Here is a 16,732-nt window from a genome sequence, read left to right on the forward strand (position 1 = left end):
GGGCTGTTCCGAACACCAGGGCAGGGGGTGGTGGGGAGCGGTCCGCGGTGTTCTGGGATCGTCGGTCCGGGACGGTGGTCCGTCCGGCGGCGAGGCGGGAGAGGGTCACGGGATGAGCGGTACGAACGGCACGAGCGGTGACGTCGACGACGTCGTGCGGTTCCGGGAGCGGCTCGGGCTGCCCGGACTCATCGACGTCCACACGCACTTCATGCCCGAGCGGGTGCTCCGCAAGGTCTGGGCGTACTTCGACTCGGCCGGGCCGCTGACCGGGATGGAGTGGCCGATCGCCTACCGGCACGACGAGGACGAACGGCTCGCGCTGCTGCGCTCGTTCGGCGTCCGCCGGTTCACCTCGATGCTGTACCCGCACAAGGCCGGCATGGCGGCCTGGCTGAACGGCTGGGCGGCCGACTTCGCGCGCCGGGTGCCGGACTGCCTGCACACCGCGACCTTCTTCCCGGAGGAGGGCGTGGAGCGGTACGTGCGCGAGGCCGTGGAGGCGGGGGCGCGGGTCTTCAAGTCGCATGTCCAGGTCGGCGCGTACGACGCCAACGACCCGTTGCTGGAACCGGTCTGGGGGCTGCTCTCGGAGGCCGGCATCCCGGTGGTGATGCACTGCGGCTCGGGTCCGGCGCCCGGGAAGCACACGGGTCCCGAACCGGTCGGCCGGCTGCTCGCCCGGCACCCGAGGCTGCCGCTGATCGTGGCCCACATGGGCATGCCGGAGTACACGGACTTCCTGGACCTCGCGGAGCGGTATCCGCGGGTGCGGCTCGACACGACGATGGCGTTCACGGACTTCACGGAGGACTTCACCCCGTTCCCGGCGGCCGAGCTGGGGCGGCTCGCGGCGCTCGGTGACCGGATCCTGCTGGGCACGGACTTCCCGAACATCCCGTACCCGTACGCGCATCAGCTGCACGCGCTGGAACGGCTGGGGCTGGGGGACGACTGGCTGCGGGCGGTCTGCCACGGGAACGCGAGCGCGCTGTTCGCCGTGGACTGACCCGCCGGGCGATCGGGCCTCCGGTTTTTCTCAGGGAATTCACAGAATCGGGAAAGACCCCTCTCAGAGGAGCCCCACAGGGTTGGGGCATGACGACGACCTCGCCCCGGACGCCCATGACCTCGACCCGGACGGCCACGCCCTCGCCCCGGACCGCGACTCCGCACCGGACGGCAACAGCGGCTTCGCCCCGGACGACGGCTCCGCATCGGACGGCCGCGGCCTCGCCCCGAGGACGTACCGAACTGCTGAGGGCGGACCGCAGCCCCGTCCGCGTGCTGGTGGTGGACGACGAGGCACCGCTCGCCGAACTGCTGTCCATGGCCCTGCGCTACGAGGGCTGGGAGGTGCGCAGTGCCGGGGACGGTGCCGGGGCCGTCCGGATGGCGCGCGACTTCCGGCCGGACGTGGTGATCCTCGACGTGATGCTGCCCGACACGGACGGGTTCGCCGTGCTCGGCGGGCTGCGCCGGGAACTCGCCGAGGTACCGGTGCTGTTCCTGACCGCGCGCGACGCGGTGGAGGACCGGATCGCCGGTCTCACGGCGGGCGGCGACGACTACGTCACCAAGCCGTTCAGCCTGGAGGAGGTCGTGGCGCGGCTGCGCGGGCTGATCCGGCGCTCCGGCACGGCGACCGCGCGCAGCGGCTCGACGCTCACCGTCGGCGACCTGGTGCTCGACGAGGACAGCCACGAGGTGAGCCGGGGCGGCACCTCCATCCACCTGACCGCCACCGAGTTCGAGCTGCTGCGCTTCCTGATGCGCAACCCGAAGCGGGTGCTGAGCAAGGCGCAGATCCTCGACCGGGTGTGGAACTACGACTTCGGCGGCCAGGCCAACGTCGTCGAGCTGTACATCTCGTACCTGCGCAAGAAGATCGACGCCGGGCGGTCGCCGATGATCCACACCCGGCGCGGGGCGGGGTACCTCATCAAGCCCGGGGAGTGACCCCGGTGAGCGGTGCGGTGCGCACCACGGGACGGGCGGGGCGCGCGGGGCGGTGGTCGCGGAAGGGGCCGTGGACGCTGCGGACCCGGCTCGTGGTCTCGGCGGTGACGCTGATCGCCGTCGTCGCCGCGGTCATCGGGTCGGTCACCACCATCGCCTACCGCAGCTACATGTACGGGAAGCTCGACGACCAGCTGGACTCCATCGCCGTACGGGCCGCGAAGCCGCCCGGCGGCGGGCTGCCGATGCCCGGCGACGACCGGCCGTGGACCCGCGACCCGCTGGCCTTCGTCGACGCGCGCGGGCTGCCCGTCGGCGCCTTCGGGGCCGTGGTGGCGGACGACGGCTCGGTCACCGAGTCCCGGGTGGTCGTGGAGAGCACCACCGTGCCGGGGCCCGGGAGCGAGGACGACGGGCAGCCGATGACCACCGCCCAGCGCGACGCCCTGGCGGCGGCGGGCATCGCCGCCGGGGACGGGGCACGCAACGTCGACCTGCCGGGGCTCGGCTCCAGCCGGGTGCGGGCGGTCACGGACCCGAGGGGGACGACCCTCGTCGTGGGCCTCCCCGCCGCCGAGGTGGGCTCCGCGCTCACCACCCTGATCCTCGTCGAGGTCTGCGTCACCGGAGCGGGGCTGATCGCGGCCGGCATCGCGGGCGCCGTCATGGTCGGCGTCGCGCTGCGCCCGTTGCGCCGGGTCGCCGCGACCGCCACCCGGGTCTCCGAACTCCCGCTCCACAGCGGCGAGGTGGCGCTCCTGGAGCGGGTCCCGGACGCCGAGGCCGACCCGCGCACCGAGGTCGGCCAGGTGGGCGCCGCGCTCAACCGGATGCTGGGCCACGTCGGTTCGGCCCTGGCGGCGCGTCAGGAGAGCGAGACGCGGGTGCGCCGGTTCGTCGCGGACGCCAGCCACGAGCTGCGCACCCCGCTGGCCTCGATCCGCGGCTACGCCGAGCTGACCCGGCGCGGGCGCGAGGAGACCGGCCCCGACACCCGGCACGCCCTGGGGCGGATCGAGTCCGAGGCGGAGCGGATGACGGGCATGGTGGAGGACCTGCTGCTGCTCGCCCGGCTGGACGCCGGACGCCCGCTCGCCCCGGAGCGCACCGACCTCTCCCCGGTCGTCGTCGACGCCGTGAGCGACGCCCGCGCCGCCGACGGGGACGGTCACCACTGGCGTCTGGAACTCCCGGACGAGCCCGCGACCGTGCACGGCGATCCGACCCGGCTCCACCAGGTGCTGGTCAACCTGCTGGCGAACGCCCGCACCCACACCCCGCCCGGCACGACCGTGACGGTCGTCGTGCGGGCCGCGACCGGTCGGCCGCGGGTGACGCTGGAGGTCCGGGACGACGGGCCCGGCATCCCGCCGGAGCTGCTGCCGCACGTCTTCGAACGGTTCGCGCGCGGTGACGCCTCGCGTTCGCGCAGCGCGGGCTCGACCGGGCTCGGGCTGGCCATCGTGGAGGCCGTCGTCACCGCGCACGGCGGCCGGGTGGAGGTGGAATCGGCGCCCGGGCGCACGGTCTTCGCCGTGCACCTGCCGGTCCCGCCGTCGCACGCGCCGGCGCATTCACAGGTGGGGGACAGGCTCGGCACATCGGTGTGACAGCGCGGTTGGCGAACGTCGGGGCATGCGAACCGACACTCCCCGGAGCGCCCTGCCGGCCCGGGACCACCTGCTCGCCGCGACAGCCGACGCGGCCGATCCGGCGGGTGCCCCCGTGCTCGACGTGGTGGTACCCGTTCACAACGAGGAGAAGGACCTCGAACCCTGTGTGCTGCGCCTGCACGAGCATCTGACGCGCACCTTCCCGTACGCCTTCCGGATCACCGTCGCGGACAACGCCAGCACCGACCGGACGCCGCAGGTGGCGGCCCGGCTCGCGGCGGCGATGCCCCGGGTGCGGTCGTACCGACTGGAGGAGAAGGGCCGGGGGAGGGCGCTGCGCACCGTCTGGTCGCATTCGGACGCCCCGGTCCTGGCGTACATGGACGTCGACCTCTCGACCGACCTCAACGCGCTGCTGCCGCTGGTCGCGCCGCTGATATCGGGCCACTCCGACCTGGCCATCGGTTCCCGGCTGGCCCGCAGCTCGCGGGTGGTGCGCGGGTCGAAGCGGGAGTTCATCTCGCGCGCCTACAACCTCATCCTCCGTTCGTCGCTGGCCGCCCGGTTCAGCGACGCGCAGTGCGGGTTCAAGGCGATCCGCCGCGAGGTGGCGCAGCGGCTGCTGCCGATGGTCGAGGACACCGGGTGGTTCTTCGACACGGAGATGCTGGTCCTCGCCGAGCGGGCCGGGCTGCGCATCCACGAGGTGCCGGTCGACTGGGTCGACGACCCGGACTCCACCGTCCACATCGTGCGGACGGCCGCGGAGGACCTGAAGGGCGTGTGGCGGGTGGGGCGGGCGCTGGCGGTCGGCGCGCTGCCGCTGGACCGGCTGGCGCGGCCCTTCGGGGACGATCCGCGCGACCGCGTGCTGAAGGGGGTGCCCGGCGGACTGGCCCGCCAGCTCGTCGGGTTCTGCGTCGTCGGCGCGCTCTCCACGCTCTTCTACCTCGCCCTGTACTCGCTCTTCCGGCTGGGCGTCGGCCCGCAACTCGCCAACGGGGGCGCTCTGCTGGTCTCGGCCGTCGCCAATACGGCGGCCAACCGGAGGCTCACCTTCGGGGTACGGGGCCGGGGCGGGGCCGTCCGCCACCAGGCCCAGGGCCTCGTCGTCTTCGCCATCGGCCTCGCCCTGACCAGTGGTTCGCTGGCCGCGCTGGGAGCGGCCTCCGGCTCGCCGTCGCACGGCACGGAACTCGCCGTGCTGATCGCGGCCAACCTCGCGGCGACCGTCCTGCGGTTCCTGCTCTTCCGCGCCTGGGTCTTCCCGGACCGGGCCACCGGGGCCGACGGAGCCGTCATGGGCGCCGGGGCCGACAGGACCGACAGGGGCGCCGGGGCCGCCGCAGACACCCACCACGAACAAGGGAACGCCCGATGAGCACGCCGCATCCCGATCGCTTCCCGCCCCTGCAGGTCCCGCCCCCGCCGTCCTCGGCGCCGGCCGCCGTCGCGCCGGACCGCGGGCGTCCGGACGGTCCGGCGCGCCGCGTCCTGCGGGGCCGGCCCGAGGACCCGCGCTGGGCGCGCCCGGCCTTCCTCGGCCTGCTGCTGGTCGTCGCGCTCGCGTACTTCTGGAACCTCAGCGCCTCCGGCTACGCCAACTCCTTCTACTCCGCCGCCGCCCAGGCGGGCAGCCGCAGCTGGAAGGCCCTCTTCTTCGGCTCGCTGGACGCGGCCAACGCGATCACCGTCGACAAGCCGCCCGCCGCGCTGTGGCCGATGGCCCTGTCGGTACGGGTGTTCGGCCTCAACTCCTGGGCGATCCTGGCCCCGCAGGTGCTGATGGGGGTGGCCACGGCCGGGGTGCTGTACGCGACGGTGCGCCGCCGCTTCAACGCCGCGGCCGGGCTGATCACCGTGGCGGTGTTCGCGCTCACGCCGGTCGCCGCGCTGATGTTCCGCTTCAACAACCCGGACGCGCTGCTGGCGCTGCTGATGACCGTCACCGTCCACTGCGTGCTGCGCGCGATGGAGAACGGCCGGACGGCGTGGCTGGTGTGGGCGGGGGTCGCGGTCGGGGCGGCCTTCCTGGCGAAGACCCTGCAGGCGTTCCTGATCCTGCCGCCGCTGGCCGTGCTGTACGCGGTGTTCGCGCCGGTGTCCGTCCGCCGGAGGTTCGGCCAGCTGGGTCTCTCGGCGCTGGCGATGACCGTCGCGGGCGGCTGGTGGGTCGCGATCGTCGAACTGTGGCCCGCCTCGTCGCGCCCGTACATCGGCGGCTCGCAGAACAACTCCTTCCTGGAGCTGACCTTCGGCTACAACGGCCTCGGCCGGATCAACGGCAACGAGACCGGCAGCGTCGGAGGGGGCGGCCGGGGTGGCGGTCCCGGCGGCGGTGGCGGCGGTCAGTGGGGGGAGACCGGCATCGGCCGGATGTTCAACTCCGAGGTCGGCGGCCAGATCTCCTGGCTGCTGCCCGCCGCGCTGATCCTGCTCGTCGCGGGCATCGTGCTGACCCGGCGGGCGAAGCGCACCGACACCGCCCGCGCGGCGTTCCTCGCCTGGGGCGGCTCGCTGCTGATGACGATGGTCGTCTTCAGCTTCATGGCGGGCATCTTCCACCAGTACTACACGGTCGCCCTGGCCCCGTACCTCGCCGCGCTCGTCGGCATGGGCGTCACGGTCCTGTGGGAGGAACGGGCCAGGTGGTGGACGCGTGCGGTGCTGGCCGGCTCGGTCGCCGTGACCGCGCTCTGGGCGTACGTCCTGCTGGGCCGGACCCCGGACCACCTGCCGTGGCTGCGCTGGGCGGTCCTCGTCGGCGGCCTGGTGGGCGCGGTCGGGCTGCTGCTCGTCGCGCGGGCGGGGCGCCGGCTGGCGGTCGCGGTGGTGGCGGTGGGCTTCGCCGCGTCGCTGGCGGGCCCGACGGCGTACACCCTCAGCACGTTGAACACCGGGCACCAGGGCTCGATCGTCACGGCGGGGCCCTCCGGCGGCGGCCCGATGGGCGGTCCGGGCGGCGGCGGTCGCGGGGGACGCGGGGACGGCGGCTTCCCCGGAGGCGGCATGCGTTTCCCGGGCCAGAACAACCAGCAGAACGGCAATCAGCAGAACGGCAACCAGCCCGGCATGAACCCGGGTACGCCCCCGGGAGCCGGCCAGGGACAGAACCAGGGAACGACCCCCGGCGGCGGCACCACAGGCACCTTCCCCGGCGGCATGCCCGGCGGCACGTTCGAGGGCGGTCGGGGCGGTCCCGGCGGCGGAGGCGGTGGCATGGGCGGCCTCCTCAACGGTGCGTCCGTCGGCTCCGGGGCGAAGAAGCTCCTGGAGGAGGACGCCGGGGACTACACCTGGGTCGCGGCCGCCATCGGCTCGCAGAACGCCGCGAGCTACCAACTCGCCACCGAGGAACCGGTGATGGCGATCGGCGGCTTCAACGGAAGCGACCCGTCCCCGACGCTCTCCCAGTTCAAGGAGTACGTCGAGGAGGGCCGGATCCACTACTTCATCGCGAGCGGCACGGGCGGCACGGGCGGCGGTCCGGGCGGTGGCGACGGCACCTCGTCCTCGATCTCCTCGTGGGTGGCGGAGAACTTCGAGGAGGTCACGGTCGGCAGCGCCACCTTCTACGACCTGACCAGCCCGAAGAGCGACGCGTAGGAGCCCGGGGGCTCAGCGCCGCAGCAACAGGTCCGCGACGACCGGGCGGTGGTCCGAGGCGAGTGCCCCGGCCACCGCCGCGTCGCGTACCCGCACGGAGTCCTTCGACACCGCCACGTAGTCGATCCGCTGCGTCGGGGCCGCCGCCGGGTACGTCGGCCCGCCCGGATCGGCGTCCGTCAGCTCCTCCCACAGCGGGGCGAGTTCGGGTTCATGCCGGGCTGGTTGCCGTTCTGCTGATTGCCGTTCTGCTGGTTGTTCTGGCCCGGGAAACGCATGCCGCCTCCGGGGAAGCCGCCGTCCCCGTGTACGTGACGCACCTCGACTACCGGGCCGATCCCGCCGTGCGGGCCGCCCCGTCCTCGGCCATGATCCGCCGGGTGTCGGCGACCTGGGCGGCCCGCACGGCGGGATCGGCCCGGTAGTCGAGGTGCGTCACGTACACGTGCACCGGCAGCCCCTTCACCCGCAGGACCACCTCGCCGAAGCCGGGTGCGGGCGCGGGCACCGGGTCGGGGTCCTGGGTGGAGAGCCGGGTGATCTCGTGGTTCTCCGCGCTCGTCACGCGGTACCGGGACAGCACCGCCACCCCGAACTCGCGCCGGGGCGCCCCGGGGGTCTGCGGATCGAGGCTGTAGATCGGGGCGAACGACACCCGCATGTCCAGCCGTTCGGCCAGCTCCGTCGCCAGATCGCGCCACTCGCTGCGGGTGCCCCAGTGGGAGTCGACCTCCTGGAGCCCGATCACGTCGGCGTCCAGCGCGCGCAGCTCGGCGGCCTGGCGGGCCGGGTCGAAGACGTTGTCCGCGTCCGCGCCCGCGTGGATGTTGTACGTGACCACGCGCAGCGGCACCGAGGGCCCCCGCCCCGTGATCTCCGCGGCCGAAGCGGGAGGCGCGAGAGGCGCCAGGACGACCCCCGACAGCCCGGCCGCGACGAGCACTTCCACCGTACGACGACGCAGTGACATACCACTCCAGCCCTTGTCGGATCAGCGGCGAGCAAGGTACCGCGAACAAATGCGTTGTACACCGTAAAGGGACTCTTGTACGGTGTATGGCGACCATCTCTTGTACGTCGTATAGGAAGGCGGGGTGCCGTATGACGGCGACTGCCGCAGAACAGAGCCCCCTCGCGCCGCCGAGCCATCCGCAACGGTGGCTGATCCTCGGCGTCATCTGTCTGGCCCAGCTCACCGTGCTGCTGGACAACACCGTCCTCAACGTCGCGATCCCCTCCCTCACCCGGGAGCTGAAGGCGTCCACCGCCGACGTGCAGTGGATGATCAACGCCTACTCGCTCGTCCAGTCGGGCCTGCTGCTCACGGCCGGCAGCTCCGCCGACCGCTACGGCCGCAAGAAGATGCTCATCACGGGGCTCGCCCTGTTCGGCATCGGTTCACTGGCGGCCGGGCTGTCCCAGTCGTCCGGACAGCTGATCGCGGCCCGCGCCGGCATGGGCGTCGGCGGCGCGCTGCTGATGACCACGACCCTGGCCGTCGTCGTGCAGATCTTCGACGACGGCGAACGGGTCAAGGCGATCGGCATCTGGTCGACGGTCAGCTCGCTCGGCTTCGCCGTCGGGCCGCTGGTCGGCGGGGTGATGCTCGACCACTTCTGGTGGGGCGCGATCTTCCTGATCAACATTCCGGTCGCGGTCCTCGGCCTGATCGCCGTCGCGCGGCTGGTCCCGGAGACCAGGAACCCCAGCGGCGACCGTCCCGACCTGCTCGGCGCGCTGCTCTCCACCATCGGCATGGCGGCCACCGTGTACGCGATCATCTCCGGCCCGGAGCACGGCTGGACGTCGGGCCGGGTGCTGCTGACCGCCGCCGTCGGCATCGTCTTCGTCGCCGCCTTCGTGCTGTGGGAGCTGCACATCCCGTACCCGATGCTGGACATGCACTTCTTCCGCAACGAGAAGTTCGTCGGGGCGGTCGCGGGCGCGATCCTCGTCGCCTTCGGGATGGGCGGCTCGCTCTTCCTGCTCACCCAGCAGCTCCAGTTCGTCCTCGGCCACGGGCCGCTGGAGGCCGGTCTGCGCACCGCCCCGCTGGCGCTGAGCGTCATCGCCCTCAACCTCACCGGCCTGGGCGCCAGGCTGGTGCCCAGGCTGGGCACGCCGGTCACGATCGCGGCCGGGATGAGCCTGCTGGCCGCGGGCCTGGCCGCCATCGCGCTGCTCGGCGGCAACGGCTACGGCGGCATGCTGTTCGGCCTGGTCGTGATGGGGGCGGGCATCGCGCTCGCCATGCCCGCCATGGCCAACGCGATCATGAGCGCCATTCCGCCGGAGAAGGCGGGCGTGGGCGCCGGGGTCAACGGCACGCTCGCCGAGTTCGGCAACGGCCTGGGCGTGGCCGTGCTCGGCGCGGTCCTCAACTCCCGGTTCGGGGCCCTCGTCCCGGCCGCCGTCGGGACCGCGTCGCTGCCCGTCGCGCTCGCCTCGGCCGCCGACGACGGCGAACGGGCGCGGATCACGGACGCCTTCGCCTCGGGGCTGGAGACCAGCCAGCTCGTCGGGGCGGCCGCGGTGCTGGCGGGCGGCCTGCTCGCCGCCCTGCTCCTGCGCCGTGCGGAGCGGGCGGAGGCCGTTCGGGGAGCCACGGCCGGGACCGCGGCATAGCATCGTGCCGGGGCGTGCGGGTCCTGCCGCAGGTCCGCCGCGTGCGCAGACGCACGCGGCGGAACCGTCCCGGAGGCAGGGTTCCGCCCCCACGGGCAAGGCGAGGAGAGTTACGTCATGGTGTCCGCGACCGGTCGTGTGAAGAACCCCGCCAGGCCCAGCGTGTGGCTGGACCGGCCGGCACCGTCACGCACCCGCCGGACGGACCAGCAGCCCGGCCTCGACCGGGACAGGATCACCGCGGCCTCGGTCCGGCTGCTGGACGCCGAGGGCCTCGCCAAGTTCTCCATGCGCCGGCTCGCCGCCGAGCTGAACGTCACGGCGATGTCCCTCTACTGGTACGTGGACAACAAGGACGACCTGCTGGAGCTGGCACTCGACGCGGCCTTCGGCGAACTGCCGCCCCCGAGCGAGGACGCGCACTGGCACGACCGGCTGCGCGAACTGGCGACCGAGTACCGCAGCCTGCTGGTCCGGCACGTCTGGGTGTCCACGCTCGCCGGGCACTACCTCAACATCGGCCCGCACGCGCTGCTGATGTCGCACTCCGTCCAGGACGTGATCCGGGCGACGGGCCTGCCCCCGGAACGCCGCCCCGGCGCGCTCGCCGCGGTCTTCCAGTTCGTGTACGGATTCGGCACCATCGAGGGCCACTTCGCCCAGCGCAGCGCGGCCGCGGGCATGACCCAGCAGGAGTACTACCGGTACGCGCTGGGGACCGTCCGGGACCAGCCGCAGGCGAACCAGATCATGGAGGCCGCGCAGGAGCTGATGGAGGCCGGGGGCGGCGACACGGTCGAGGAGATCCGCGACCGCGACTTCGCCGTCGCCCTGGACCTGCTCATCGCGGGCATCGAGGCGCTCCGGGACCGGTAGCGGGTCCCGGGCGGGAGGGGCGTACGGCGGTCGGTCGCGGGCCCCGGCCGGTGGGCGGGCCGCCGTCAGTCGCCGGACGGGGACCTGCCCGGTCGGTGGGCGGCCGTCAGTCGCCGGACGCCAGGCGGGCCGGGAAACCGCCGGTGGCGACCGGCCCCCAGCGCTCCGGGGTGATCCGGATGATCGACTTGCCCTGCTCGACCATCGCCGTCCGGTACTCGTCCCAGTCCGGGTGCTCACCGGAGATGTTGCGGAAGTACTCGACGAGCGGCTCGACCGACTCCGGTGCGTCGATCACCTCCGCCACCCCGTCGATCTGCACCCACGGGCCACTCCACTCGTCGGACAGCACGATCACGCTGACCCGCGGGTCCCGCTTCGCGTTGCGGGTCTTGGCCCGCTCGGGGTAGGTCGAGACGACGATCCGGCCCGCGTCGTCGACACCGCAGGTCAGCGGGGAGCCCTGCGGACGGCCGTCGGCCCGGGCGGTCAGCAGGATCGCCCGGTGCCGGGGCCGTACGAAGGCGAGCAGGCCGTCGAGTTCCACGGTCGTGTTCGTCGCGATGTTCGGTGCCATGTCCGCAGGCTACGACGACGGGGCCCGCCCCGCAGGTCACCGCGCGGCACTCCGCACGGCACTTCGCGCGGTACTTCGCGCGGGCCGGACCACGGCCCGGACCACGGCGGCGGAACCCGCCCCGCACGGCCCGGAGCCGGATCACGACGGCAGGGAATCGCCCTGCACGGCCTGGATGTCGAGGTCCACCCGCAGCGTCGTGCCGATCGCCGAGATGCCCGCCCGCACCACCTGGTTGTAGTTCATCGCGAAGTCCTCGCGGTGCAGCTCGGCCGTCGCGCTGAAGGCCGCACGCACCCCGCCCCACGGGTCCGGGCCGGTGCCCAGGTAGCTCAGGTGCAGGTCCACCGGGCGTACCACGCCGTGCAGCGACAGTTCGCCGTGGACCAGCCAGCGGTCGGGGCCGACCGGGGACAGCCCGTTCGAGCGGTACGTGATCTCCGGGAACCGGTCCACGTCCAGGAAGTCCGGTGAGCGCAGGTGTTTGTCCCGCATGCCGTTGCCGGTGTCGATGCTGGCGGCGCCGATCACGGCCTCCACCCGGGACTGCTCGACGTCCTTCGAGATCTCGATCCGGCCGCTGAAATCGGTGAACCGGCCGCGCACGCTGGAGATCCCCAGGTGCTGTGCCGACGCGCCCACCGAGGAGTGCGCCGGGTCCAGCGACCAGGTGCCCGGCGGCGGCAGCTCCACGCCGCCCTGGCGGGCCAGCACCACCGTGCCGGCCTCGACCCGGCCGCTCGCCGTGACGAGGGCGGTGGAGGCGGCGGGGGCGTACCCGATCGCCGTGACGATCACCGTGTACGCGCCGGCCTGGAAGGGGGTGTCGGTCCGTACCGCCCCGTCCTCGTCGGCCGTGGCCCGCAGTACCTGCGCGCCGGTCATGTCGGTGACCGTCACGACCGCGTGCTGGACCGCCCAGCCGTCCCGCGTCCGTACCTGTGCGCGAAGTCCCATCCGTTCTCTCCCTGCTCTTCCTGCTCGCCTTGCCGGTTCTGCTCGTCCTGCCCGGTGCCCCCATGAGTCGGGCCCCGGGGCGACGACGGCAGGCCGTCCCCTGCCTGCCGTCCCCGCCACCGGGGCCCATTTCCGCCCGCGGATGCGGCGCCTCCGCTCGAAGCGCCGCCCCCGCCGGAGGTCCGTTACTCGCCGGGGTGGGCGAGTTCGATGTCGTGGCCGTCGACCCCGCGACCGGCCACGGTCAGTGCGCCGGCCACCGGCGGGTAGCCGGTCGCGATGACCGAGTACTCGCCCGCGTCCAGGTCGGCGAAGGCGTACGCCCCGTCCTCCCCGGTCGTCGCGGTGGCGACCACATTGCCTGCCGCGTCCACCAATGTCACCCGTGCGTCCGCAAGCGGTCGCCGGGCGGCACCGGCCCGCACGACGCCCCGCACCAGGGCGCCGGACCGCAGCGCGGCCTCGATCCGGGTGACGCCCTGGCCGCCGATCTCCACCGGCAGGGCCAGCGGACGGAACCCGGCGGCGTTCACCGCGACGGTCACCTGACCGGGCACCAGCTCCCCGAAGACGAACTCGCCCGTCTCGCCGGACGCGCCGGTGGCCAGTACGTCGCCGCGCACATCGGTCACGATGACCATGGCGCCCGGGACCGGCTCGGCGGTCTCCGCGGTCCGCACGGTTCCGGCCAGTCCGCTCGTACCGGAGAGCAGGATGTCGAACGCGACCGGCTCGTCGCCGACGACCACGGTGGACGCCTGCGGCTGGAAGCCGTCGGCGGACGCGATCAGGACGTAGCTGCCGGAGCCCGGCGCGTCCAGCTCGTAGCCGCCGTCGGGCCGGGCGACGGAACGTCCCAGCTGCCGGCCGGCCAGCGAGATCAGCGTGACGGCGGCACCCGCCAGGGGCGCGCCCTCGGAGCCGCGGACCACACCGCGCACGGCCGTGCCGTGCAGGGTGGCGACCGGTGCCTCCAGGGTGTCGACCGGGGCGCTCCCGGCCGACTCGACGGCGACTGCCGCCGGTGCGGCGGCGGTGGCGGTCCGGGTCTCCGCGGCGGTGGCCGGGGCCCCGACCGCGGCGGCGACGGGGACCGTGTCCGTGACGGCGGTCTCGACCGCGGTGGCTCCGTCGACGGCGGGGGTCTCGCTCACCGCGCTCGACTTCAGCGCGACCTCCTTGATGAAGATCGTGACCAGGAAGGCGACCAGCGCGGCCGGAGCGGCGTACAGGAAGACGTCGGCGACCCCGTGCCCGTAGGCGCTCTCCACGACCGTGCGGAACGGCTCGGGCAGCTTGTCCAGGTCGGGGATGCCCCCGCCGCCGGTACCGCCGTGGCCCATGGCCGCGCCCTGGGGACCGAGGTCCGCCAGGCCGTCCTTCACGTAGTGGGTGACGCGGTTGGCCATGACGGCGCCCAGCGCCGAGACCCCGATCGCACCGCCGAGGGAACGGAAGAAGGTGACGACGGAGCTGGCGGCACCGAGGTCGGACGGGTCGACCTGGTTCTGTGTGGCGAGCACCAGGTTCTGCATCATCATGCCGATGCCGAGACCCATCACGGCCATGTAGACCGCGATGTGCCAGTACTCCGTGTCGTACCGGATGGTGCCCAGCAGCCCGAGCCCGGCGGTGACCAGGAAGCCGCCGCTGACCAGCCAGGCCTTCCAGCGGCCGGTTTTGGTGATGATCTGGCCCGAGACGGTCGAGGAGACGAACAGGCCCGCGATCATCGGGATCGTCAGGACACCGGACATCGTCGGCGACTCGCCGCGCGCCAGCTGGAAGTACTGGCTGAAGAAGACGGTGCCGGCGAACATCGCGATGCCGACGAACAGCGAGGCCAGCGAGGCCAGCGTGATGGTGCGGTTGCGGAAGAGGCGCAGCGGGATGATCGGCTCACTGGCCTTCGACTCGACGGCGACGAAGATCGCGCCGAGCACGACGGAACCGGCGACCATCACGGCGGTCTGCCAGGACAGCCAGTCGTACTTGTCACCCGCGAAGGTCACCCAGACGAGCAGCAGCGACACGGCGGCGCTGATGAAGAACGCGCCCCACCAGTCGACCTTGACCTCACGCTTCACGACCGGGAGCTTCAGCGTCTTCTGGAGCACGATCAGCGCGATGACGGCGAACGGCACACCGACGTAGAAGCACCAGCGCCAGCCCATCCAGCTGGTGTCGGTGATGACACCGCCGAGCAGCGGACCGCCGACGGTGGCGACGGCGAACACCGCACCGATGTAACCGCTGTAACGACCGCGCTCGCGCGGGGCGATCATCGCCGCCATCACGATCTGCGCCAGGGCGGAGAGACCGCCGACGCCGATGCCCTGGATCACGCGGCAGGCGATCAGCATGCCGCTGCTGGTCGACAGACCGGCCACGACCGAGCCCGCGACGTAGATGACGAGGGATATCTGGACCAGCAGCTTCTTGCTGAACAGGTCGGCGAGCTTGCCCCACAGGGGGGTGGTGGCCGTCATCGCCAGCAGCGAGGCCGTGACGACCCAGGTGTAGGCGCTCTGGCCGCCACCGAGGTCGGAGATGATCTCCGGAAGGGCGTTGGAGACGACCGTCGACGACAGGATCGCGACGAACATGCCGAGCATCAGCCCGGCCAGGGCCTCCATGATCTGCCGGTGTGTCATCGGCGCGCCGGACGAGGGATCGGGTGACCCCCCGTGCTTGGCGTGGCCGCCCCGCACACCGCTGGGTGTGGTCGTAGCCATTGAGTTCCTTGTCTTTGCTTCTGTTACACGGGTGTACGGGTGTGCAAGTCGTTGTCGCCGTCGGCCTGCCGGGAACGGCAGTCGCCGCCGTGCTTTCCGGGGCCGCACCCACCGGGGCCGCGACAGGCGAAGCTGTCGCGCAACCGGGCCAACAGCGTGTTGAGCTGTCCGACCTCGTCGTCGGACCAGTCGGAGAGGTTGTGGGCGAACATCTCGGTGGTCCGCCGGTTCAGATCGCCGAGGACGGTGATCCCGTCGGGGGTCAGCCGCAGGATGCGGGACCGCTTGTCCGCCGGGTCGGGTGACCTCTCGATCCAGCCGCGCTCGGCCACATGGGCGACATGACGGCTGGTCACCGACATGTCGACGTCCAGCAGTTCGGCCAGTCGGCTGATCCGCATCTCGCCGTGGTGATGGAGGAGGGCCAGCACGACGGCGGAGCCCCCCGGGCAGTCGGCGGGCAGGCTGCGGGCGAGACCTCGCTTGACGGCCCCCACGGCGCTCAGCTGCCGGGCCAGTTCTTCGTACTGACTCCGTGCGGCCACGGGACCCCCAGACATCTCATCAGTTCATGTTGTTGCTTAGGGCAACCATATGAGCCGTTGGTTGCTGCAGGCAAACGAAAAGGGGCTTGCAGAAGTAAAGGAACGCAAAAGGCTCCGTAGGGCGCGAGTCAAAGGCGCAGCGTGCGGGGGGAGCCCCGGGACGGATGTGTCTCCCGTCACGGACGGGGGCCGGGAGACGGGCGCGAAGGCGGCCGGGACGGCGTCCCGGGGGTGTCCATGGACGTGGCCGGCCGGGCGGGCGGTGCGGGGTCGCGGGCTGCGGGCTGCGGGCTTACGCGGACGGGTGTGGAGGTGGCCCGGGGAGCGGTCGCGGGGAACGGGCTGCGGGCTTACGCGGACGGGCGCGAGAGGTGACCGCGGCGGCAGCCCGGGTAACGGCTGCGGGGAACGGGCTGCGGGGCGGCCCGGGAGCGGTCGCGGAGGCTTCCGTACCGGTTTCCGGGGGTTCCGCTCAAGCCGCCGGGTCCGGCTCCGGCCCTTCGCCGACCCGGGGGTTGGGCGGTTGTGCCGAGTTCGCTAGGGTCCTGGCACATGGCACACAACCCCCACGCCCCGCAGGGCCCCGAGGGCAATCACGACCCGGCCGGCAGCACCCAGATGTTCCGCGCCTTCGTCGACGAGGGCGAGCCGCAGCGCCGGCAGCAGCCGGCCGCGTCGTCCGGACCGAAGGTCGGGGTGATCGCCGCCGTCGTCGCGGTGGTCGTCGTCCTCGGCGCGGTCGCCTGGCTCGCGCTCGGCTGACCGGAGCAGGACCGCTCCACCGGCCGCCGGGTGATCACCGCGACCGCCGCGACCACCGCATGATCACCGCGACCGCCGGGTGATCGTTGCGGCCCCTGCCCGTCCCGTCCCCGTCCGTCCCCACCCGTCACTCCGATACGGCGGTGACCTCCCTGGTCTCGACATGCATCCCCAGGGGCACCCGCCAGGCGTCCACGCAGACGGTGTACGTCCCCGTCCGCGCCGCTCCCGCGTCGATCGGCGCGGGCAGCGGCCCGGTCGACTCGACGGTCCCCCAGTCGACTCCCAGCCCGCCGATGATGTGCGTGGCGAAGGTGACCGTCCCCGAGCGCGCCGGGGCCCCTCCGGTGTTCCGGAACTCCACGGTCACCTTCTCGCACCAGCGCTCGTCCGCCGCCCCCGCCGTTCCTGTCGCCGTGCCGGGTTGCGACAGCACTTCCGTCGCACGGTCCGTCAGGGCCAGGCCCTGGAGCGCCG

At 72.9% G+C, this 16,732-nt stretch carries 13 protein-coding genes and 1 pseudogene; 8 read left to right on the forward strand and 6 right to left on the reverse strand.

All coding sequences use genetic code 11. The annotated features are described in order from the left end of the window. The first annotated feature begins 112 nt into the window (after positions 1-112). From EAO76_RS18440 to EAO76_RS18460, 5 genes are all read left to right on the forward strand, one after another. On the forward strand, positions 113-1,009 hold the full coding sequence (locus EAO76_RS18440) for an amidohydrolase family protein (RefSeq protein ID WP_148837035.1): 897 nt from the start codon (positions 113-115) through the stop codon (positions 1,007-1,009). Between the two features lie 116 nt (positions 1,010-1,125). Then, on the forward strand, positions 1,126-1,959 hold the full coding sequence (locus tag EAO76_RS18445; RefSeq protein ID WP_376037541.1) for a response regulator transcription factor: 834 nt from the start codon (positions 1,126-1,128) through the stop codon (positions 1,957-1,959). Positions 1,960-1,976: 17 nt separating this feature from the next. Then, positions 1,977-3,569, forward strand: a complete 1,593-nt coding sequence (locus tag EAO76_RS18450) for a HAMP domain-containing sensor histidine kinase (RefSeq protein ID WP_262375616.1) — start codon at positions 1,977-1,979, stop codon at positions 3,567-3,569. A gap of 25 nt (positions 3,570-3,594) precedes the next feature. Next, a complete protein-coding gene (locus tag EAO76_RS18455; RefSeq protein ID WP_262375577.1) occupies positions 3,595-4,953 on the forward strand; it encodes a bifunctional glycosyltransferase family 2/GtrA family protein in 1,359 nt (452 codons plus the stop codon). Then, on the forward strand, positions 4,950-7,178 hold the full coding sequence (locus EAO76_RS18460; RefSeq protein ID WP_148837036.1) for a glycosyltransferase family 39 protein: 2,229 nt from the start codon (positions 4,950-4,952) through the stop codon (positions 7,176-7,178). The genes EAO76_RS18455 and EAO76_RS18460 overlap by 4 nt, the downstream gene beginning before the upstream one ends. A gap of 12 nt (positions 7,179-7,190) precedes the next feature. On the opposite strand, the pseudogene EAO76_RS18465 reads toward EAO76_RS18460, so the two are convergent. After that, positions 7,191-8,148 (reverse strand): annotated as a pseudogene (locus EAO76_RS18465) (endonuclease/exonuclease/phosphatase family protein). Between the two features lie 131 nt (positions 8,149-8,279). Here EAO76_RS18465 and EAO76_RS18470 point away from each other — a divergent pair. Both EAO76_RS18470 and EAO76_RS18475 read left to right on the forward strand, forming a co-directional pair. After that, a complete protein-coding gene (locus EAO76_RS18470; RefSeq protein WP_148837037.1) occupies positions 8,280-9,803 on the forward strand; it encodes an MFS transporter in 1,524 nt (507 codons plus the stop codon). A gap of 117 nt (positions 9,804-9,920) precedes the next feature. Continuing rightward, positions 9,921-10,679: a TetR/AcrR family transcriptional regulator gene (locus tag EAO76_RS18475; protein WP_148837038.1), complete on the forward strand. Its 759-nt coding sequence runs from the start codon at positions 9,921-9,923 to the stop codon at positions 10,677-10,679. 106 nt (positions 10,680-10,785) lie between these two features. Here the strand turns inward: EAO76_RS18475 and EAO76_RS18480 are convergent, their stop codons facing one another. The 4 genes from EAO76_RS18480 to EAO76_RS18495 form a co-directional block, all read right to left on the reverse strand. Then, positions 10,786-11,256 (reverse strand): PPOX class F420-dependent oxidoreductase, encoded by a 471-nt coding sequence (locus EAO76_RS18480; protein ID WP_148837039.1) that lies wholly within the window; start codon positions 11,254-11,256, stop codon positions 10,786-10,788. A gap of 141 nt (positions 11,257-11,397) precedes the next feature. Further along, on the reverse strand, positions 11,398-12,213 hold the full coding sequence (locus EAO76_RS18485; protein WP_148837040.1) for a YceI family protein: 816 nt from the start codon (positions 12,211-12,213) through the stop codon (positions 11,398-11,400). 185 nt (positions 12,214-12,398) lie between these two features. Further along, the gene (locus EAO76_RS18490) at positions 12,399-14,948 is read right to left on the reverse strand and encodes an MFS transporter (protein ID WP_148837041.1); all 2,550 of its coding nucleotides are present in this window, start codon (positions 14,946-14,948) and stop codon (positions 12,399-12,401) included. 23 nt (positions 14,949-14,971) lie between these two features. Then, complete coding sequence (locus tag EAO76_RS18495) at positions 14,972-15,493, reverse strand: MarR family winged helix-turn-helix transcriptional regulator (RefSeq protein WP_148837042.1); 522 nt, start codon at positions 15,491-15,493, stop codon at positions 14,972-14,974. Between the two features lie 552 nt (positions 15,494-16,045). Between EAO76_RS18495 and EAO76_RS18500 the strand changes: the two genes are divergently transcribed. After that, complete coding sequence (locus tag EAO76_RS18500) at positions 16,046-16,255, forward strand: hypothetical protein (protein ID WP_148837043.1); 210 nt, start codon at positions 16,046-16,048, stop codon at positions 16,253-16,255. Between the two features lie 127 nt (positions 16,256-16,382). On the opposite strand, the gene EAO76_RS18505 is transcribed toward EAO76_RS18500, so the two are convergent. Further along, positions 16,383-16,732, reverse strand: a 350-nt coding sequence (locus EAO76_RS18505) for a hypothetical protein (protein ID WP_262375578.1), incomplete at its 5' end; no start/stop codon positions are given.

Origin of the sequence: Streptomyces sp. sk2.1 (assembly GCF_008120935.1) — a bacterium.
Lineage (GTDB): Bacteria > Actinomycetota > Actinomycetes > Streptomycetales > Streptomycetaceae > Streptomyces.